The 21,358-nt window shown below is 40.6% G+C and carries 19 protein-coding genes and 1 riboswitch; of the genes, 13 read left to right on the forward strand and 6 right to left on the reverse strand.

The window, feature by feature from the left end; all coding sequences use genetic code 11:
- Window positions 1-35 precede the first annotated feature (35 nt).
- The 6 genes from NE363_RS17005 (at window position 36) to gluQRS (ending at window position 6,419) form a co-directional block, all read left to right on the forward strand.
- Window positions 36-1,118 carry a hypothetical protein gene (locus tag NE363_RS17005; protein ID WP_445535513.1) on the forward strand — a complete coding sequence of 361 codons (1,083 nt, stop codon included), beginning with the start codon at window positions 36-38 and terminating at the stop codon, window positions 1,116-1,118.
- A gap of 34 nt (window positions 1,119-1,152) precedes the next feature.
- Window positions 1,153-1,287, forward strand: a riboswitch (TPP riboswitch).
- A gap of 89 nt (window positions 1,288-1,376) precedes the next feature.
- Window positions 1,377-3,254: a phosphomethylpyrimidine synthase ThiC gene (gene thiC / locus NE363_RS17010; protein WP_004699222.1), complete on the forward strand. Its 1,878-nt coding sequence runs from the start codon at window positions 1,377-1,379 to the stop codon at window positions 3,252-3,254.
- 75 nt (window positions 3,255-3,329) lie between these two features.
- Complete coding sequence (locus tag NE363_RS17015; protein WP_025465070.1) at window positions 3,330-3,956, forward strand: NUDIX domain-containing protein; 627 nt, start codon at window positions 3,330-3,332, stop codon at window positions 3,954-3,956.
- A gap of 4 nt (window positions 3,957-3,960) precedes the next feature.
- Window positions 3,961-4,773, forward strand: coding sequence for a 3',5'-cyclic-AMP phosphodiesterase (cpdA, locus tag NE363_RS17020; RefSeq protein ID WP_019457015.1), 813 nt, complete (start codon window positions 3,961-3,963; stop codon window positions 4,771-4,773).
- Between the two features lie 211 nt (window positions 4,774-4,984).
- Window positions 4,985-5,521 (forward strand): RNA polymerase-binding protein DksA, encoded by a 537-nt coding sequence (gene dksA / locus NE363_RS17025; protein ID WP_002121205.1) that lies wholly within the window; start codon window positions 4,985-4,987, stop codon window positions 5,519-5,521.
- A 1-nt stretch (window position 5,522) separates the two neighbouring features.
- Entirely contained in the window at window positions 5,523-6,419 is an 897-nt protein-coding gene (gluQRS, locus tag NE363_RS17030) for a tRNA glutamyl-Q(34) synthetase GluQRS (RefSeq protein WP_445535514.1), read from the forward strand.
- A gap of 49 nt (window positions 6,420-6,468) precedes the next feature.
- Here gluQRS and ftsW read toward each other — a convergent pair whose 3' ends face one another.
- The 5 genes from ftsW to NE363_RS17055 all read right to left on the reverse strand — a co-directional run bounded on the left by ftsW (window position 6,469) and on the right by NE363_RS17055 (window position 11,563).
- Window positions 6,469-7,665 carry a putative lipid II flippase FtsW gene (gene ftsW / locus NE363_RS17035; RefSeq protein WP_004699234.1) on the reverse strand — a complete coding sequence of 399 codons (1,197 nt, stop codon included), beginning with the start codon at window positions 7,663-7,665 and terminating at the stop codon, window positions 6,469-6,471.
- Window positions 7,666-7,691: 26 nt separating this feature from the next.
- Entirely contained in the window at window positions 7,692-9,038 is a 1,347-nt protein-coding gene (gene murD, locus NE363_RS17040) for a UDP-N-acetylmuramoyl-L-alanine--D-glutamate ligase (RefSeq protein WP_445535515.1), read from the reverse strand.
- 147 nt (window positions 9,039-9,185) lie between these two features.
- Complete coding sequence (locus NE363_RS17045) at window positions 9,186-9,437, reverse strand: DUF6587 family protein (RefSeq protein ID WP_279986218.1); 252 nt, start codon at window positions 9,435-9,437, stop codon at window positions 9,186-9,188.
- Window positions 9,438-9,449: 12 nt separating this feature from the next.
- On the reverse strand, window positions 9,450-11,306 hold the full coding sequence (gene feoB, locus NE363_RS17050; RefSeq protein ID WP_445535516.1) for a ferrous iron transporter B: 1,857 nt from the start codon (window positions 11,304-11,306) through the stop codon (window positions 9,450-9,452).
- A complete protein-coding gene (locus NE363_RS17055) occupies window positions 11,303-11,563 on the reverse strand; it encodes a FeoA family protein (RefSeq protein WP_039254224.1) in 261 nt (86 codons plus the stop codon). Before NE363_RS17055 ends, feoB begins: the two co-directional genes overlap by 4 nt.
- A gap of 144 nt (window positions 11,564-11,707) precedes the next feature.
- Between NE363_RS17055 and xerD the strand changes: the two genes are divergently transcribed.
- From xerD to thrC, 4 genes are all read left to right on the forward strand, one after another.
- Window positions 11,708-12,628, forward strand: a complete 921-nt coding sequence (xerD, locus tag NE363_RS17060) for a site-specific tyrosine recombinase XerD (protein WP_039254226.1) — start codon at window positions 11,708-11,710, stop codon at window positions 12,626-12,628.
- A 146-nt stretch (window positions 12,629-12,774) separates the two neighbouring features.
- A complete protein-coding gene (locus NE363_RS17065; protein WP_086497165.1) occupies window positions 12,775-13,590 on the forward strand; it encodes a DsbC family protein in 816 nt (271 codons plus the stop codon).
- Between the two features lie 244 nt (window positions 13,591-13,834).
- On the forward strand, window positions 13,835-15,136 hold the full coding sequence (locus NE363_RS17070) for a homoserine dehydrogenase (RefSeq protein WP_025465069.1): 1,302 nt from the start codon (window positions 13,835-13,837) through the stop codon (window positions 15,134-15,136).
- 54 nt (window positions 15,137-15,190) lie between these two features.
- Entirely contained in the window at window positions 15,191-16,330 is a 1,140-nt protein-coding gene (gene thrC / locus NE363_RS17075; protein ID WP_019457006.1) for a threonine synthase, read from the forward strand.
- A 107-nt stretch (window positions 16,331-16,437) separates the two neighbouring features.
- Here thrC and pbpG read toward each other — a convergent pair whose 3' ends face one another.
- Window positions 16,438-17,484, reverse strand: coding sequence for a D-alanyl-D-alanine endopeptidase PBP7/8 (gene pbpG / locus NE363_RS17080; protein ID WP_134263468.1), 1,047 nt, complete (start codon window positions 17,482-17,484; stop codon window positions 16,438-16,440).
- Between the two features lie 211 nt (window positions 17,485-17,695).
- Between pbpG and gacA the strand changes: the two genes are divergently transcribed.
- The 3 genes from gacA to NE363_RS17095 are packed head-to-tail and all read left to right on the forward strand — an operon-like array spanning window position 17,696 to window position 21,356.
- Window positions 17,696-18,331 carry a response regulator transcription factor GacA gene (gene gacA / locus NE363_RS17085; protein WP_019457005.1) on the forward strand — a complete coding sequence of 212 codons (636 nt, stop codon included), beginning with the start codon at window positions 17,696-17,698 and terminating at the stop codon, window positions 18,329-18,331.
- 10 nt (window positions 18,332-18,341) lie between these two features.
- Window positions 18,342-19,910 (forward strand): sensor histidine kinase, encoded by a 1,569-nt coding sequence (locus NE363_RS17090; RefSeq protein WP_445535517.1) that lies wholly within the window; start codon window positions 18,342-18,344, stop codon window positions 19,908-19,910.
- A 24-nt stretch (window positions 19,911-19,934) separates the two neighbouring features.
- The gene (locus NE363_RS17095; protein WP_445535518.1) at window positions 19,935-21,356 is read left to right on the forward strand and encodes a sigma-54-dependent transcriptional regulator; all 1,422 of its coding nucleotides are present in this window, start codon (window positions 19,935-19,937) and stop codon (window positions 21,354-21,356) included.
- Window positions 21,357-21,358: the final 2 nt, after the last annotated feature.

A 21,358-nucleotide genomic window follows, 5' to 3' on the forward strand; every position in this document is an offset into this window, starting at 1 on the left:
ATTTGAGCAATATTCACTTTGATAAAAATACAATCATGAAAAAAGTTTTAATGATGAGTATGTGCAGTGCACTACTTTTAGCCGGTTGCAATAAAACCTCACAGCAAGATCAAGTTGTATCTAAAGAACAAAAACCTACTAAACAAGAAGCTACCCAAAAACAAGAAAGTAGTTGCACACAAATTATGACTTCAATAAAAAAAATTAATCAAAACAGCAAAATAGAAGACTTAAATCAAATTAATGAAAAACTCAAAACCTGTGTTCCATCATTAAAAAATGAGGAACAACTGAAGCTAATGAATGCTTCAACCGCCATGTATCAACGTTTTCTTAAACAAGACGATAATGAAAAAACAGCGAAAGCTTTTGAGGCATTTGGCTATGCCATTTTAGAAAAAGAACCATTAGATGCTAAAAAAACAATGAAAACCAAGAAAAAGTTATTCGATCAGCTTAGTACTCGTGATCAATATCTGATTCAACATGAGGGCCAAGCCTATATCGAACTTCTCTATCAAGGTGAAGGCATGTTTACGTATCGACGTCAGCCAAACTATTTAGTTGATGTTTTTGCTAAAGCCCTACCCGCTGACCAAAAAGAGTTCTTAACGCGTATGGCAAAAGACAATAAAGAGATTTTCTATGACGACGGCGCTTTGGCTATCTCATGGAAAGAGCTTACTGAGCGTGCATTATTTTGGGAGAAATTTATTCAAAAATATCCAAAGAGTTATTTTATTAGCGATGCAAAATTATTATTTAATGAGTACCGATACTTTATTTTCTTTGGCTTAGATAATACGCCTGTGTCCGATGAGTTTGCTCCAAACACATGGATTGATAAAGATGCTTTACAACAAATTCAATTTTTATCTACACAAAAACAGTCGAGTTTAGCGAAACCTGCTCAAGAGTTTCTTAAATTTATTGCCACTCCAGTTGAAGAGCGAAATAAGCAGTTTAACCTAGATTTAATGGATGAAAATGGACAGGAAAAATCAAACTATCAGCTTGTGCATGAACAGCTTGAGCAGTTATTAAAACTAGAGTCACCATGGAATACTCAAAGCTACCGTGACTGCCACATGGATGCGGTTTGTATAGATACAAATTGACAATGCCAGCCAACCTAAAACATGTTAGTCTTTAAATCGCTTGACGGAGCGCGAGTAATAGCTCGCTGAGATTGTGTAAATTCCGTGTTATCGCAACACAAGTTTGATCACAAGTACCGTTGAACCTGATCAGGTTAAGACCTGCGTAGGAATCAAGCCATCTAAAAACTTATAGCCCTCAATTTATCCCTTAAAGATAAATCCGCCATCGTTTTTGGTCGTGCTTGATTCGTTGATGTTATTCATAAGGATCATGTGATGAACCAGTTAACGAATCTTTCTTCTGCTGAAATTTCAGCACAACATGAACAAGATGCAAAAGATTTAACCCGCATCTTGCCCGCTTCAAAAAAAGTTTATATTGAAGGCTCTCGCCCTGATATTCAGGTTCCTATGCGGGAAATTTCTTTAACAGATACCCCTACTGGACTTGGCGGTGAACATAATCCACCTGTTATGGTCTATGACACGTCAGGTGTTTATACAGATCCGAATGTTCAAATTGATTTAGACAAAGGTTTACCTTCAGTTCGCCAAAACTGGATTGAAGAACGTAATGATACCGATGTACTTGATGGCTTAACTTCAAAGTTTGGTCAGGAACGCTTAAAAGACATTCGTACCGCTGACATTCGTTTTGCTCACATTCAAAACCCACGCCGCGCTAAAGCAGGTAAAAATGTCACTCAAATGCACTATGCCAAGCAAGGTATTATCACACCTGAAATGGAATATATTGCAATTCGTGAAAATCAACGCCAGCGTGAAGGTGTTGATATGCGCCAACATGCTGGACAGAATTTTGGTGCAAAAAACTTAAAAGAAATTACACCTGAGTTTGTTCGCCAAGAAGTTGCTGAAGGTCGCGCTATTATTCCTGCCAACATTAACCATCCAGAACTTGAACCAATGATTATTGGTCGTAACTTCTTGGTTAAAATTAATGCCAACATTGGTAACTCAGCTCTTGGCTCTTCAATTGATGAAGAAGTTGCGAAAATGACTTGGGCAACCCGTTGGGGTGCCGACACCATTATGGATTTGTCGACAGGTAAGAACATCCATGAAACACGTGAATGGATTATTCGTAACTCACCTGTTCCAATCGGTACCGTGCCAATCTATCAAGCCCTTGAAAAAGTGGATGGTGTTGCAGAAGATCTGACTTGGGAAATCTTCAAAGACACACTGATTGAACAAGCAGAACAAGGTGTTGACTACTTCACGATTCACGCAGGTGTCTTGCTTCGCTATGTGCCGCTTACAGCAAACCGTTTAACGGGTATTGTGTCTCGTGGTGGTTCAATCATGGCTCAGTGGTGTCTAGCACACCATGAAGAAAACTTCTTATACACACATTTCGATGAAATCTGTGAAATTATGAAAGCTTATGACGTGTCATTTAGTTTAGGTGATGGCTTACGTCCGGGTTGTATTCAAGATGCCAATGACGAAGCGCAGTTCAGCGAACTTAAAACATTAGGTGAACTGACTCACCGTGCGTGGGAACATGATGTTCAGGTCATGATTGAAGGACCAGGTCACGTACCAATGCACATGATTAAAGAGAACATGGACTTGCAGTTAGAAGTATGTAAAGAAGCGCCATTCTATACGCTTGGACCATTAACAACTGATATCGCACCAGGTTATGACCATATTACATCTGCAATTGGTGCAGCCATGATTGGTTGGTATGGTACAGCCATGCTTTGTTATGTGACGCCAAAAGAGCATTTGGGCTTACCAAACAAAAAAGATGTTAAAGACGGAATTATTACCTATAAGCTTGCAGCACATGCTGCTGACCTTGCTAAAGGACATCCGGGTGCTCAAGTTCGCGATAACGCCTTGTCAAAAGCTCGTTTTGAATTCCGTTGGGATGATCAGTTCAACTTAAGTTTAGACCCTGACACAGCACGTAGCATGCATGATGAAACCTTACCAAAAGAGGCGCATAAATCTGCTCACTTCTGTTCAATGTGTGGTCCGAAATTCTGTTCAATGAAAATCACCCAGAATGTACGTGACTATGCCAACAATCTCACCAATAACGATTCAGAGGTTGAAGAAGGCCTCAAAGCGATGAAAGAGGTTTATCAAGAGCAAGGACAAAAACTGTATCATAAAGTGTAAATATTCAAAAAAAACACTTGCCTAGACATGATTCTCGGTTAGGATGAAATAAATAGATTTCGTCCTGATCGAATCATGAGTATTGTCGAGCGTCCAAGTTATACATCTAAAGATGTCGAAGTAACATCACGTGAATCTCTGTTCCGTGGTTTTATTCAAGTTGAAAAAGTTAGCCTTCGACATCGTCTATTTAATCAGTCTGAATATACTCCTGTATTGCAGCGCGAACTTGTACATCGGCCTGAAGCGGCTGGTGTTCTTCTCTACAATGACCAAAAACAACAGTTTGCACTGATTGAACAGTTTCGTGTGGGTGCTTTAGGTGATTCTCAATCACCATGGCAGCTTGAAGTTATTGCTGGGGTATTAGATGGCAATGAATCACCAGAAAACTGTATTCGACGTGAAAGCCTTGAAGAATCAGGTTGTGAAGTTCAGGATTTAGAACATCTATTTAGTTTTTACCCATCAGCAGGCGCATGTTCCGAGCTATTTCACCTGTATGTTGCCGAAACCAATTTACCCGATGAAGGCGGTATTTTTGGGGTAGATGATGAGGGTGAAAATATTCAGCTACATTTGTTTAGTTATAGTGAAATTCAAACACTACTCGACAGCGGACGTTTAAGAAATGCCCCTGTTATTATGGCATTGCAATGGCTGGCTCAACACAGCAAAACGATAATAAATCCGAAGAGGTAGGACGGTGACTTTTCAAGTCTCAACACTTTCACAAAAAAATCATGTCATCATACAAATTACCGATACACATTTATTGGAGTATCCACAGCTAGAATTTGTCGGGATGAATCCTGAAGAAAGTTTCCATGCCATTATCAAACAGATATTAAAGCAACATCCTGAAGCAGACGCGATTATTCATACTGGAGACCTCGCACAAGCACCAACACCGCTTACCTACAAGCGTTATATAAACTTTATGCAAACCTTGGGGTTACCTTTTTTTCATACGCTAGGTAACCATGACAATGTGGACCACTTTCCTTTGCATAACGAAAATCATCAGGAACCTGTGGTTGTAGGTTTAGGCAACTGGCGCATCATTATGCTCAACAGTGCCGTAAAAGGAAAAATAGATGGTCATTTGTCTTCAGAACAATTAAAAAATCTAGCGAACTTGCTTGAACAATTCGCAGATCACCCAGTTTTGCTGGCTTGTCATCATCATCCATTTGCCATGAAATCAAAATGGATTGATCATCATAAGCTTCAAAACTCAAATGCCCTTCTAGATACGTTAAGCCCGTTTAAAAATGTAAAGGCATTGGTCTGCGGACATGTCCATCAAGACTCTCTTAATATTTGGCAAGGTATCGAGTTTTTCTCCACACCTTCAACTAGTGTGCAATTTAAACCGTTTAGTAAAGATTTTGCGCTCGACCAAAATGCACCGGGTTATCGTTACATTCGTCTGAATAATGACGGCACTTTTGAAACAAAAGTATTTCGACTTGAAAATTTTAAAACCCTTATAAATACTGATATTTCAGGCTATTAAACCTATTTTTTATATGCTTATATAGAATTATGACTGGGGTAAACACGTTTTGAAAATATTTACGGGTCAGAATGACTATCATCTTGCAGGAAAAATCTATATGATGACGACCCGATGGGAAAATCCCATCGATGGTTTTCTATAAAAACACTTGCATATCACCATATTTTTTGCGTATAGATAATACGTGTATGATGAGGAATGCCCTATTATGGCGAATGACAACCACAACCAAGTTTTGGATGAACATACAGAAGTTGTAGTAGAAGGTGATAAAGCTTCTGCAAAACGTGCACGTAAAGTGAAACCTAAAACTTCTGACATAGGCACAACTGCAAGTTTATTTGGTATTGCACCTTATCAACCTAAGAAAAATGAAGAGTACATGTCTGAAGGACAGCTCGAGCATTTCCGACAAATTCTGCAAGCATGGAAAGCTGAATTAATGTCTGAAGTTGATCGTACTTTAAATACGATGCAAGACGAATCAACTGCACTGCCAGATGTAAACGACCGTGCTACCCAAGAAGAAGAATTTGCAATTGAATTACGTACACGCGACCGTGAACGTAAATTAATTCGTAAAATTGAACAATCTATGGAAGCGATTAAAAACGAAGACTACGGTTTCTGTGAAACTTGTGGTATCGAAATCGGTTTACGTCGCTTAGAAGCACGTCCAACTGCAACGTTATGTATTGACTGCAAAACTTTGGCAGAAATTAAAGAGAAGCAAAATAACGGTTAATATGACCGCTGTAGCTACTCAAGAAAAGCCCAGCTTTTCGTACTCAGGTCGGTTTGCGCCCTCGCCAACCGGCCCTTTACATTTCGGATCACTAATTACTGCTGTTGCCAGTTATTGTGATGCCAGAGCTCATCAAGGGCGATGGTTCGTTCGTGTTGAAGACACCGACATTCCACGTATCTATCCCGGTAGTGAAGACCATATACTTGCATCAATTGAAGCTTTTCAGTTCGATCCCGATGCCGAGATTATCTTTCAAAAAGACCGCCTAGACATTTATGAAAGCGTATTAGACCAGCTTAAAAAAGAAGGTCTGGTTTATGCTTGTCAGTGTACCCGTAAAATGCTCGGTTCAAATGCAATCTATGCAGGCACTTGCCGTGATTTACATCTCGACTTTCAAGATCAAGCAATTCGGGTAAAAGTTCAAGATCAGCAAATTTGTTTCGATGACCGCCTACAAGGATACCATTGCTCCAATCTGCAATATGACCTTGGAGACTTTGTTCTTAAACGCCGCGACGGCATTATTAACTATCAACTTGCTGTAGTTGTAGATGATTATCTACAAGGCATTACTCACGTTGTTCGTGGTGCAGACCTCTTAGATAATACCGAGCGTCAAATCTGGCTAGGTCAGCTCCTCAGTTATCCTAAACTCAGCTATATGCATCTTCCCTTAGCTATGAATGACCAAGGGCAAAAGCTTTCTAAACAGAATCTTGCTCAAGCACTCGATTTAACTAAAGCTCCTCAATTACTACAACAAGCCATACAAGCACTAGGCCAACCAAGCATTGATTTAGACCGCCCCGAAGTCATGCTCAAGCAAGCTGTAGCGCAGTGGAATGTAGATTTAATTCCTCATAAACAAGAACTCAGCGGAACATATTTATAAATAAAAAAGCCCGATTTAATATCGGGCTTTTTATAACAACTGAAATATTTTAGAAGTTTGATTCTTCTCTTTCAGGATTCACTTCTTGAGTTGATGCATCAATCTTTAAGATCAAGCTAATCATGGCTGCACACATCATTAAAGACGTACCACCATAACTAATAAATGGCAGAGTTAAACCTTTAGTTGGCATTAAACCCATGTTCATACCCGCATTTACCAAAATCTGGAGTAAGAAAATAATACTAATGCCATAAGCTAAATAGCCCGCGCGAAGATAATGGTGTTTCAAGGCACGATGACCAATTTTGATGCAACAGGCCAACATCAAGAAAGACAAGCCAATGACAATCGAAATACCAAAGAAACCAAACTCTTCACCTAACACGGCCAACATAAAGTCAGTATGTGCTTCAGGTAAATAAGATAGTTTTTGAACACTATGTCCCAAACCTGTTCCAAACCATTCACCACGACCAAATGCCATGAGTGCGTTTGATAACTGATAACCCACACCTAATGGGTCTGCCCATGGGTCAGTAAATGAAATCAAACGTTGAAAACGGTAAGGCTCAAATAAGATTAAGAACACAATACCGGTGACAATCGCACCTAGCATGATTAGGAACTGTGTTGGTGGTGCACCAGCTAAAAAGAATACCCCAACCATCATCATGACAATAACGATCGTTGCCCCCAAGTCAGGCTCGGCAATAATCAAACCAACCGTAATTGCCATCACACCACTTAGACGTAGCAAGCCTTTCCAATGCGTACGAACCTCTTTAGCACGGCGTACCACATAGTCTGCTGTAAAGATTGCCATCATAACCTTAGCAACTTCTGTAGGCTGCAAGGTAAAACCACCGATTTTAATCCAACGAGTAGAACCATTGACTTCCGAACCTACCGCCAGAGCAGCAAGTAACAGCACCATGGTTAATAACCACAGCGGGAAAGTGTTTTTAAACCATGTATTGAGCGAGATTCGGTAGGTCAAATATGCCACCACCCCAGCAACTGCAATAGAAATTGCATGGCGGATGACATAGTGAAACGGGTTCTCATGCATATATTCGGCATAAGGCATGGAAGCAGACGCGACCATCACCGATCCGATACATAACAATGCAACGACACAGAAAATCAGAACATTACGTGGTGTCACTTCCGCTGGCCATTTAGGCAATATCCGTTCATACCACTGATTGATTTTCTGGATTGTGGTCTGAGCTAAGCCTGCCATACTACATTCCTAATCATAATACTTCTTTAAACCAACGAATTGACGCAGGCAACAAACTGCTGACCACGGTCATTATAACTTTTAAACATATCAAAACTTGCACACGCTGGTGATAGCAACACCACGTCTTCAGCATGCGTTTCACGTTGACACAGCTCTACAGCTTCTTTAAGCGTTGCTGCATGTAAAATTTTTGTTGCACCTTGAATGGCTTGCTCGATGACCGGAGCATCTTCACCAATCAATACCACAACTTTGGCATACTTTTCGATAGAAGAACGTAAAGGAGCAAAGTCTTGGCCTTTGCCTTGTCCACCTAAAATTAGGGCAACCTTACCTTTCTTCACTTCAATCGCAGCACCTAAGCCATCAATTGCTGCAAGGGTCGCACCCACATTGGTTCCTTTAGAGTCATTGTAATAACGTACATCATGTACGGTCTTTACATACTCACAGCGGTGCTCTAAACCTTTAAAGTGTTTTAAAGTTTCAAGCATAGACTCCACAGGTAAACCAATTGCTTCACCTAATGCTAAACACGCTAAAGCATTGGCTACGTTGTGCATACCTTGAATATATAAGTCTGAGCTTTTAATTAAACGCTGCAAGCCACGAGCAAGCCAAAGTATACCGTCAGCATCTCTTAAAACGCCGTACTGATTTAAGTCAGGTGCATTTAGACCAAAGCTTTGCATTGGAGTTGTATCAGGTACTAGAGGACGGCTCAAAGCATCATCACGGTTAAATACAACTTTCTTCGCACCTTGGAAAATACGGTGTTTTGCTTGGTGATAACCTAACATGTTGCCGTGACGATCCAAGTGATCTTCACTCATGTTCAATACCACAGCCACCTCAGCATTTAAGTGAGAGGTGGTTTCTAACTGGAAGCTTGATAACTCAAGTACCAATAACTCTGGCTGATCTTTTAATAAATCTAGAGCTGGGCGACCAAGATTGCCACCAACTGCAACTTTCTTACCAGCATCTTTAGCCATTAAACCCATTAAGGTGGTTACTGTACTTTTTGCATTTGAACCCGTAATCGCAACAATCGGTACATCAGTTGCACGGCGAAGTAGCTGAATATCCCCTACTACAGAAATACCCTGAGCAATGGCAGCTTGAATTTCTGGTAATTGTGGTGCAAGGCCCGGGCTTAAAATAATTTCTTCTGCTTGTAGTAATAATTCTTGGTCGAGTTGACCAAAACTGGTCTTCACTTCTGCAGGAATTTGATCATGTCCAGGAGGTGTGGGGCGGGAATCCGTTACTGCAACTTGGTAGCCTTGTTCATGCAGGAAATTTACAGCAGAAACACCTGATATACCCAAGCCTGCTACAACTTTTAACCCACCACGTTGTATTAACATTTTTGCCCCACAATTTATCAATCGACAGAATGGCAAAAATGTTAGCACTTTGCTGTTTTGAATACTTTTTCAGTTTGACTTTTATTCTACTTTTTTTGTGTCAGTGCGTAAAAAAGCCATCATTCGATGGCTTTTTATACAGAAAAATTAGCGCCACTTCACCGTTTGCACAGGAGCGGACTTTTGTGCAGGGGCATCATCCGTAGAACAGCCACAATTGCCGCCACAACCAGCAGCCTGTTTAGGCTTCAGCCATGCCGCCAAACGCTGCCAGCCCAACTTTTGACACTGGGTTGATAGCATACGAAATACTGAAGCGGACGTTTGAGGAAATACCTTTTTAAAGACAACAATGGCACTCCACAACACCAATACAGCAACAATAAGGTAATCAAACATAAGCGCCTCCTATTAACCCCAAATGCGTGATGCAATTTGGTAGGTTAAAAATGACATGAGATAAGCCAAACCAAAGAGATAAGCCGTCATGACTGCCACATGTTTCCATGAACCTGTCTCACGGCGTACCGTTGCTAAGGTTGCTAAACAATGTGGTGCATAAACAAACCACACCAATAAAGACAAGCCTGTAGCCAATGACCAACCTGTGCCGTTTGCACTAATCAAATGGGCAAGACCTTGTGCAACCGCATTATCATCAGCACCAGACAACGCATATACCGTACCTAATGCTGCAACTACAACTTCACGGGCAGCCATCGCAGGAATTAATGCCACCACGATTTGCCAGTTAAAGCCAAGCGGTGCAAATAAAGGCTGAATCAAGTGCCCTGCCATACCCGCAAAGCTATAATCAATTGCTGGTAGCGTCGCACCTTCTGGTGCTTGCGGGAAAGTACACAAAAACCAAAGAATAATGGTTAATGCAACAATAATCCCACCAACACGACGTAAGAAAATCTTTGCGCGTTCCATCAGCCCAATAGCAATACTTTTTGGGTCAGGAAAACGATAACTTGGTAACTCCATTAACAGAGCATGTTGTGATTTGTCTTTACGCAAGAACTTCATCACAAAGGCAACACAAAGCGCACTTAAAATACCCGCCATGTATAAACCAAACAGCACCAGACCTTGTAAGTTAAAGATCCCTAAAACAGTTTGACTTGGAATAAATGCACCAATTAACAAGGCATAGACAGGCAAACGTGCCGAACATGTCATGAGAGGTGCAACCATGATCGTGGTAAAACGATCACGCGAATCACTGATACTTCGAGTTGCCATAATGCCGGGAATGGCACATGCAAAACTCGATAATAATGGAATGAAAGAACGGCCACTTAAGCCCGCCTTAAACATTAATTTATCGAGCAAGAACGCTGCACGCGGTAAATAACCTGATTCTTCGAGTACCAAAATAAAGAAGAAGAGAATCAAAATTTGTGGCAAGAATGCCAATACTGTGCCCGCTCCCGCCAGAACACCATCTACCACTAAACTGCGTAGCACAGGTTGATGAATAGCTCCATTTAACCATTCACCTAACCATGGAATGACACCATCTTCGATTAAAGCCTTAAACGGCTCAGCCCAAGCAAATACTGCCTGAAAGACAATAAACATCATCACTGCCAAGCTGAGTAAACCCAACACAGGATGTAAGAAAATTCGATCTAGGAAATCAGTACGTTTATCATCATGGTCAATAAAATGAACCACATCTTTAAAAATCATTTCAATTTTTTGATGATGTCCACCACTTAAACCACTTAGCTCTGTATGCGGTACGGTATATTTTTCTTGGTCAAGCGCATGCAATAAGTTTTCAATGCCTGAGTTACGTACGGCAACCGTTTCAACAACTGGAACACCTAAACGCTCAGACAACTTCTGTGTATTGATTTGAATACCGCGACGACGCGCTTCATCCATCATATTCAATACAACCAGAATTGGGCGCCCTAATTCAATAATTTCAAGCACCAAACCCAAGTGCAGTTTTAAGTTGGTCGCATCGACAATACATAAAAAAGCATCTTGCTGCCCTTCTTCGGCAATTTTGCCTTGGCAGACATCACGAGTAATTTCTTCATCGGGACTAGTTGCCTGCAGACTATAGGTACCCGGCAAATCTAGTACACGAACGGCACGGCCAGAAGGTAACTGAAAGTTACCGACTTTACGCTCTACGGTTACACCCGCATAGTTAGCAACTTTTTGTCGTGTTCCAGTTAGGTGGTTAAACAGCGAAGTTTTACCACAGTTTGGATTCCCAACAAGGGCAATACGTAGCGCATCACTCATGCGGGTACTCCTTCTAACTGAATCTCGATTTTTTCCGCTTCCGCCTTACGTAAAGCGAAACGAGTAAAGCCAATTTGGATTAAGATCGGATCACCACCAAAAATACCCTTGGTAATCACTTCTATTCGAGTACCTGGCACAAAGCCCAGACTTTCCAAACGAATTGCGACCAAATCTTCTTGCTCGGACGTTTGTGTCATCCGATCTACTTTGGTGATGGTAGCCGCTTGCTTCACTTTCAACGCTGATAAACGCACCGCATCCGATCCTAAAACCTTTTTTTCTAGTATACATATAAATGAGAATAATTACCAAATAAGGTTAAATTTCAATTCTCACCTACTTTAATCGACAAATCTTAAAGTTTCTTTTAAAGTACAGTGGTTTAGAGGATATTGTTTATGATAAGTAAAAAACCGCGTATTCCAAGCCCTGTTCAAATTCCTGAACATTTGAGCTTTTTACAAGGTTTTCGTGACTATTTGGTTGCTCAAACAGTGAGTCCACATACTCGTAATGCTTATTTATCTGACCTGATTCAATGTGCTGAACTTCATAAAAAAAATAGCTTGCCGAAATGGTCGAGTGATGACATTTCTGATGTCTTAATTGAACTTACCAAAATAGGAAAAAGTCCACGCTCAATCGCACGCTGCTTATCTGCCCTACGCCAGTTTTACAAATTTTTACGTGAACAAAAATTACGAAGTGATAACCCAGTAGCGACACATCACTCACCCAAAATTGGCCGAGCTTTACCCAAAGATTTATCAGAAGAAGATGTAGAAGCACTTATTCAAGCGCCTGACATTACAACAGCTTTGGGATTGCGTGACCGAGCGATGTTTGAAGTGCTTTATGCATGTGGTTTACGCGTTTCTGAGCTAATCAACCTACGCTTGGAGCTAATCAATTTAAAACAAGGCTATTTACGTATTACGGGTAAAGGCAATAAAGAACGTTTGGTACCGTTAGGCCAATATGCTTGTGATTGGGTAGAGCGCTACTTAAGCGATGCACGCCCTCAACTTTATAAAAGCTCGACTGACTATTTATTTTTAACTCAACATGGCGGAATCATGAGCCGTCAGAATTTTTGGTATGCGATTAAACGTTACGCCTTGCAAGCCAATATTCAAGCTGAACTATCGCCTCATACCTTACGCCACGCCTTTGCAACACACTTGCTCAATCACGGTGCTGACTTACGCGTAGTACAAATGTTATTGGGTCATAGCGACTTATCTACCACCCAAATCTATACCCATGTGGCACAAGTGAGAATGCAACAATTACATGAAAAACATCATCCTAGAGGATAAATGTTTTTAAGCGAATGATTTGAAATTCATCAAACAATCGTTTGATTTCGTTCACAAAGGTTAAGAAAGTTTTAACAATACACACTAGATTTTTTGTTATGCTTAGCAGCTTCTGACTATAAATACTGATGAAATAAGGGTTATCTATGTCTTTTACCCGATCTCAACTTTTTCTTGCCTGTGCTTTGGCTTCTAGCTTGCTGTTCAGTGCTTGTTCTAAAGAAAACAAACCACAAAAAGAAGATGCGCTCACAGCGACCGCACCTGCTACTGGGGAAGCGTCAACCATCATTGAACGCAATGCTAAACAGCGTTTAATTGAAACTTTGCAAAAACAATTTAAGAATGCAAATATCAACGCCAAAATTTTAGATATCAAGCCGACAGAAGTTCCTAATTTATATTGGGTAAATCTCGAAGGAATGACATCAATTTATACAACCAGTGATGGTAAATACCTGATTCAGGGTGATGTCATTCGTTTAGGTGGCAAAGAGCTGCATAATATTGGTGATAACCTGCAAGCTTCAGAAAATAAAAAGCATCTTGCTGCTTTAAAAAATGAAGATTTGATTGTTTACCCAGCGAAAGATGGTAAGGCTAAACATGTGATTTATGTGTTTACCGATGCAAGCTGTCCTTATTGCCACAAATTACATGAGCATTTAGCCGAGATTAATGAAAAAGGCATTGAGGTTCGTTATATTGCTTGGCCACGTGGTGAACAATTTATGCCAACTATGGAAGCCGTTTGGTGTAGTGCAGACCGTAAAGCTGCATTTAACCAAGCTGTACAAGGCGTTAGTATTCCACCTGCACAATGTAAAAACCCTGTCCGCGAACAATATCAGCTTGGTTTAAACATGGGCGTGAATGGTACTCCTGCAATCTACAATGTTGATGGCGAGTACTTGGGTGGCTACTTAACACCAGATGAATTGGTTAAAAAATTGAATAAATAATATTCGCCAAGCTGATGAATGATTCATCAGCTATCTCTTCAACAAAGCGTTGCTCATATTGCAGCGCTTTGTTTTTTCAATAATTAATTCTTTTTCCACCAATGTTTAAAGACTGATCTAATCAGCTTTTCCGAACATCGCACTCTAATTGATTGAACAAGCATGAAAAGCGCTAGAGTCTGGCGTTTTTTTTAGCTATGATCTAGCTTCAACTAAATGATTAAATGATGATATGGAGTGTGACGTGAAACCAGTTCGCCTGGCAATACTCGGTTTAGGAACCGTAGGTGGAGGAGCCCTTAAACTACTACAAGAAAATGCCGCTGAAATTAAACGTCGCACCGGTCGAGAAATTCAAATTACCCACGTTGGAACACGCCGCCCTCGTCCAGATCTTGAATTGGAAGGGATTAAACAAAGCGCGGACTTACTTGACATCGTTCGTCAACCAGACGTTGATGTGGTTGTAGAAGTGATGGGTGGGATCCACCCTGCTTACGAAGTCATCATGGAAGCGATTAAACACGGCAAACAAGTCGTGACTGCAAATAAAGCCTTACTCGCTGAACATGGCAATGAATTATTTAAAGCAGCTGAAGACAATGCCGTGCAAATTGCTTATGAAGCAGCAGTAGCTGGCGGTATTCCAATTATTAAAGTGATTCGTGAAGGCCTTGCTGCAAACCATATTGAATGGTTAGCAGGCATTATTAATGGTACAGGTAACTTTATTCTGACTGAAATGCGTGAGAAAGGTCGTGCATTTGATGATGTATTAAAAGAAGCTCAAGAACTCGGTTATGCAGAAGCAGACCCAACTTTTGACGTTGAAGGTATTGATGCTGCGCACAAGCTTACAATTTTAGCGTCTTGTGCGTTTGGTATCCCTCTTCAGTTCGATAAAGTCTATACCGAAGGTATCAGCAAAATCACTGCACAAGATGTGAAATATGCTGAAGAGCTTGGTTTCCGCATTAAACACCTAGGAATTGCACGCCGTGCTGAAAAAGGGATTGAGCTACGTGTTCACCCAACACTTATTCCAGATGAGCAGCTTATTGCCAATGTGAACGGTGTTAAAAATGCTGTATTAGTTCAAGCAAATGCAGTAGGTCCAACGCTTTATTACGGCGCTGGTGCTGGTGCTGGCCCAACAGCTTCCGCTGTTGTTGCCGACGTGATTGATATTGTTCGTGACATCTCTTATACCGAAGATGGCGCAGGAACAATTCCTCAGCTGGCTTTTGAAGCATTAACAAATGTGCCAATTTTAAGCCGCGAAGAAATGACTACAGGTTATTACATCCGCTTAAATGCTGAAGATCAGACTGGTGTACTTGCTGATGTAACGACCATCTTAAGCCGTGCTGGAATCAGTATTGATGCCATCATGCAACAATCCCGCTTAAAAGACCTTATTCCAATCGTGATTTTGACCGATCCAATCGTTGAATCAAAAATGGATGACGCTCTTGCGCAAATTCAAGCATTACCTGCTATTCGTGGCGAAATCGTAAGAATTCGTTTAGAATCGCTCGATAGTTAATCAGGTTGAGGGAAAGATTCCCTCTCCCGCTTCATCTCTAATTGGAACACCATCATGTCTAATGCCAATCGTTATACTGGTCTTGTAGATCGTTATCGTGACCGTTTGCCAGTTTCGGCAACTACTCGTGCTATCTCTTTGGGTGAGGGCAACACCCCACTCATTAAACTTGAGAATATTCCACGTATTATTGGCAAAGATGTTGAAATTTATGTGAAATATGAGGGTTTAAACCCGACTGGTTCATTTAAAGACCGTGGTATGACCATGGCTGTAACCAAAGCGGTTGAAGAAGGCTCTAAAGCGATTATCTGTGCATCTACTGGTAACACTTCTGCTGCTGCTGCTGCATACGCTGCTCGCGCTGGTATCAAAGCATTTGTTTTGATTCCAGAAGGCAAAATTGCGATGGGTAAAATGGCGCAAGCGATGATGTATGGTGCGATCACTATGCAAATTCGTGGTAACTTCGATGATGGTATGCGTCTTGTAAAAGAAGTGGCTGATCAAGCACCTGTAACGATTGTAAACTCAATCAACCCTTACCGTTTGCAAGGTCAAAAAACCATTGCTTATGAAATCGTTGAAGCTTTAGGCCGTGCACCTGACTATCACTGCTTGCCAGTAGGTAACGCAGGTAACATCACAGCTCACTGGATGGGTTATACAGAAGCTGTAGCAAACCAACCTGCTGATCAGTTCGAACAAGTTGTTTACGATGCTGCGACCGATCAATTCACTGGCCCTAAACCAGAAGGCTTACCAACAATGGTAGGTTACCAAGCTTCTGGCGCAGCTCCATTCTTACGTGGTGCTCCTGTTGAAAGCCCTGAAACTGTTGCAACTGCAATTCGTATTGGTAATCCACAAAGCTGGAACCATGCAAAAGCTGTGGTACGTGACTCTAAAGGCTGGTTTGATGAACTTCAAGACAGTGAGATTTTAGAAGCTCAACGCTTACTTTCTATGTATGAAGGTGTATTTGTTGAACCAGCATCTGCTGCTTCTATCGGCGGTGCAATCCGTGACATTAAAGCAGGTAAAATTGCTGAAGGTTCTGTCATCGTATGTACAGTAACTGGTAATGGCTTGAAAGATCCTGACACTGCAATCAAACAATGTGCTGATGCAGTGATGTTGTCAATTGATGCAACAATGGACCAAGTAAAAGATTCGATTTTATCTAATATGTAAGATCTGAGTTTTTATAAGAAACGGCTGTTTAATACGGCCGTTTTTTATGTCTTTTTTATATCCATAAAAAAACGCTTCTTGATAGAAGCGTTTTTTAAATATTGAACTTAAATACGTTTTGGCAAATTACTCAACCAACCCAATAAGTTAGTTGCATCGTTATTACGTGCCTGTGTACTTGGCTCACCAAGCAATACAATCACTGCTGGACGTGAGTTTACAGTCGTATGCATCACGACACAGCGACCGGCTTCATTGATATAACCAGTTTTTGACAAGTTGATATTCCAACCACCATTACGCACTAGCGCATTAGTATTGTTAGATTTCAACACGCGATAACCCAAGTTAAAATCATAAGTCGGTGTAGTTGAGAATTGACGGATCAAGCCATACTGAGACGCTGTACTCGCCAAAATTCCTAAATCACGTGCAGAAGAAACATTGCGTGGGTCTAAACCAGTCGACTCATAATAATGAGTTGCACTCATACCCAAAGAACGTGCTTTAGCATTCATCGCTGCTACGAATGCAGGACGACCACCCGGATAAGTACGCGCTAAAGCTGCCGCCGCTGGGTTTTCAGATTTCATTAAAGCAAACAGAAGAACTTCTGCACGGTTCATCTTGTCGCCAACACGTAAGGTTGAGCTTGAGTTTTTACCATTTGCACCAGCAAAATCAATTTGCTCAAGTGTAATTTCTTCTGACATGTTTAAACGCGCATCTGCCGTTACAACTGCTGTCATTAATTTGGTAATAGACGCAATCGGTACCGATGCATTGGTATTTTTACTATAAAGAACCTCACCTGTTTGCGCATCCATGACAAGTGCAGCACGTGCACTTACACTCGGCTGGGCATTAAACCCCCCGGTATCACGAATTGGAGCAACTCTAGGTGTAGAGCTAATAACTTTCGGTGCATTACTGCCACGCAAAGTTGTAGTTACAGATGTTGAACCTTGCGGAGTTGGTTCATCATCTTCATCATTTAAAAGTTGACTAGCATCCGCTGCCGACCAATTTAAACTTGCAGTACCAGTACTCCCTGAGGACGGGTTATTGACGAGTTCTGCAAAGCTTGTTGAACTCAAACTAAGCAAAATAGACATGCTTAGCACATGCATTAAAGACTTTTTAGAATTTTTCACGGCACAATACTCGACTCAGGGTGACACACATTTGCGCTTACTATCATTATGCCTTACATTTGAGATATAAGGTATAAAGGTTTACCGACACAATTGTGCACAACTATTCGCTCACTATAGAAGAATAGGATTGCTAATTTTGTCATTCCATTGCAAGCTTATTTTGCTTTATGTAACAAAAAACTTGTTTTTTGAAAGAAAGGAGGTCTTCTTGATTACAGTTTTAGTTGTCGATGACCATGAACTGGTACGTACGGGTATTTGCCGTATGTTAGAAGATCATGCAGATGTTGAGGTAATTGGACAAGCCGAATCTGGGGAAGAAGCAATTGCTATCGTTCGCCAACAACATCCGCAAGTCGTACTACTTGATGTCAACATGCCGGGCATCGGTGGCGTAGAAACAACTCGTCGTTTATTACAAACAGCTCCAGAGACGAAAGTCATTGCTGTGAGCGGCCTTGCCGAAGAACCCTACCCGTCTTTATTGCTAAAAGCCGGTGCAAAAGGTTATATCACCAAGGGTGCACCAATTGCCGAGATGGTTCGTGCAATTAACAAAGTGATGCAAGGTGGTAAATATTTTAGTGCTGATATTGCCGAACAACTAGCAAGCTCATATTTATCCGACACCCAACAATCCCCTTTTGATTCGTTATCAGAACGTGAAATGCAAGTTGCCATGATGGTTGTCAACTGTATTAGCGCACAAGAAATTGCCGATAAACTTTTTGTGAGCGTGAAAACTGTAAATACTTACCGTTATCGTATTTTTGAAAAGTTAGCAATTGATAGCGATGTAAAACTTACACATCTTGCGATTCGCTACGGTCTGATTAAACCATAATCAGACTTACATGCACTCTCCTTTAAATTCATCCCTGTCCCATACGATTTTTCGTTTGGGCACTTGGTATGGTTTATACCGTCTTATTATTGCGGTTAGCCTGACTATTATTTTGGTTTCAACCAATGCTCAAACTGACAATAGTTTGCAGCAACCATCTTTATATTTTTATACGCTACTAGGCTACTCAATTGTCAGTCTTGTTCAATTGTTAGGCTTTAAATTTATCGCAGCTCAGGCAACACGCCAGCTTGCTTTATTTTTTATTGTCGATGTTATTTGTTTGAGTTTACTGACTTTTTCTGTTGGTGAACCAAATTTACAGCTTAGTCTACTTTATGTAATTGCAATCTTTACCTCGGCAATTTTACTCAGCGCAAGAATGTCTTTAATCATTACCTTGCTTGCGATCATTGCAGTAATTTACCAACGCTTCGTGGGTAGTTTGTTCGACTACAACAATCTAAACACGATCGGGAATAGTGCCCTACTCGCTTTCTTATTTTTTGTCGTTCATGGTATTGGTCAAATTGCGGTACAGCGCTTTAAATTACTTGAAGCTTTGACCTTTCACCAGTCGGTGGAGCTTTATCAACTTCAAAATATTAACCGTTATATTTTAGAACAAATTGAAGAAGGCTATTTAGTCTTAGATGAAGACTACAATATTGTGCTCAGCAATCCAGCTGCTTGCTCACTGCTCGGTATTCCACCCCAATTTGCCAACGAAAAATATCCTTTAGCCAAGTGGCATACCGACTTATATGAGATTCTTAAGTTTGGTGAATTACAAGAAGGTGACCGATTTATTTTTGAGTCCCGCCTATCGACTTATTCCATTAATATTAAAGTGCAGCACCTTTTGGTCCCACAACAAGCACTGACACTGCTCATTTTACAAGATGCCCAACAAATTAATCAGCAAGCACAACAGCTCAAACTTGCTGCTTTAGGACAACTTTCAGCAAGTATTGCACATGAAATCCGCAACCCTTTGGCTGCAATTGTACAAGCAAATGAGCTACTTAAAGATAGAGACCCAGAACAACAAAATACTTTGCAACATATGATTGGTAAACAAGCCAAACGCATTGACAGTATTGTTCAAGATACTTTGGGGCTTGCACGTAGTGAAAGAACTCATCCTATTCAGATTGACTTAAGTCATTTTATAACAAGTTTATTCGAAGAAGATTTATCAGACGTTAAGCACTCTATCCGACTCGAAATATCTGATAATTATCTAAAATTTTTATTTGACGAAAAACAATTACGACAAGTAATGATTAATTTGGTGCGAAATGCTTTACGGCATAATGCACCTGATTCACCTAATGTCACGATCAATATTCATTCACAAGCAAATAAAATTTATATTGATGTGATCGATTACGGTGAAGGTGTCTCAAAACGTGATATATCTCAACTATTTAAACCATTTTTTAGTACCGAAATTAATGGAACTGGTTTAGGATTATACTTGTCTCATAGTTTCTGTGAGGCAAACCATGCAAAGCTCACTTATGTAGAGCAAAAACAAGGGGCATGCTTCAGGATAGAGTGCCCAATAATATATTGATTTTTTTATTAGGTTTTTGGGGAAATGGCAGAACAGCAACCACTGGTTTTGCTTGTAGACGATGAAGAAGATTTGTGCCTTTTAATGCAAATGACACTTGCACGAATGGGAATTAAAACACATCTTGCTTATCGGGTTGAACAGGCCAAACAACTCTTCACTCAGTTTCATTACGACGCATGCTTAACCGATTTAAATCTACCTGATGGTAGCGGGTTAGACTTAGTCAAACATGTCTCTCAAAACTACCCCAACACCCCAATTGCAGTTTTAACTGCATACGGCAATATGGATATTGCAATTGCTGCATTAAAAGCAGGTGCTTTTGATTTTGTGAATAAACCTATTAACCAAGTCCATCTAGATCAGTTATTGCAAAAGGCACTCAATCGGCAACAAACAGATCAAGATTTTGCAGAAACAGCGCTAGAAAATAAATTATTAATCGGCCGTTCTCTACCCATTCAACAATTACGCATTGCAATTAAAAAAATTGCTCGCTCTCAAGCACCTGTATTTGTTACAGGTGAGTCAGGAACAGGTAAAGAAGTAGTTGCCAACCTAGTTCATCGGTTGAGTAACCGTAGTGAAGGTCCTTTTATTGCAATTAACTGCGGTGCCATTCCAACTGAACTCATGGAAAGTGAGCTGTTTGGACATAAAAAAGGCAGTTTTACTGGGGCAACTCAAGATAAACAGGGTCTGATTTTATCGGCTCACGGCGGTAGTTTATTTTTAGATGAAATTGCCGAATTACCACTCAGCATGCAAGTCAAACTACTGCGTGCGGTACAGGAAAAAAAGATCCGTCCTCTCGGTTCCGATCAGGAAATTGATGTTGATTTCCGTGTCATTAGTGCGAGTCATCAAGACTTGGATTTATTGGTTAGACAAGGCAAATTCCGTCAGGATTTGTTTTTCCGTATCCATGTTATGGATTTGATGTTACCACCGCTACGAGAACGTGGCGAAGATGTCCTTTTACTTGCAAATCACTTTATTCAGAAAATTTGTATGGAGTGGGAAACACCACCCAAACAATTAAGCGAAGCAGCCGAGACTTATCTCTTACAGCAACACTTTCCTGGCAATGTTCGCGAATTAAGAAACATGATTGAGCGAGCAATCACCCTAAGTGATGATGCTCAAATTGATGTACCACACTTACATCCAGCACCATTAAGAGCAAATATTTCTAACTCAGTATCATTGGTATCTCAGACTATACAAAATAACGTGACAGCGCCTCAAGTTGTAAAAAAATTACCAACTGAAGGATTGGAGCGTTATTTAGAGAACATTGAAAAAGATATTCTGCTCAATGCACTCAATATGACCCATTGGAACAGAACTTTAGCAGCAAAAAAACTAGGAATGACGTTTCGTTCTTTACGTTATCGTTTAAAAAAATTTGGCTTAGACACCGAGACTGAACAGGAAGTATAAAG

It is taken from the genome of Acinetobacter sp. G18, from assembly GCF_052660225.1.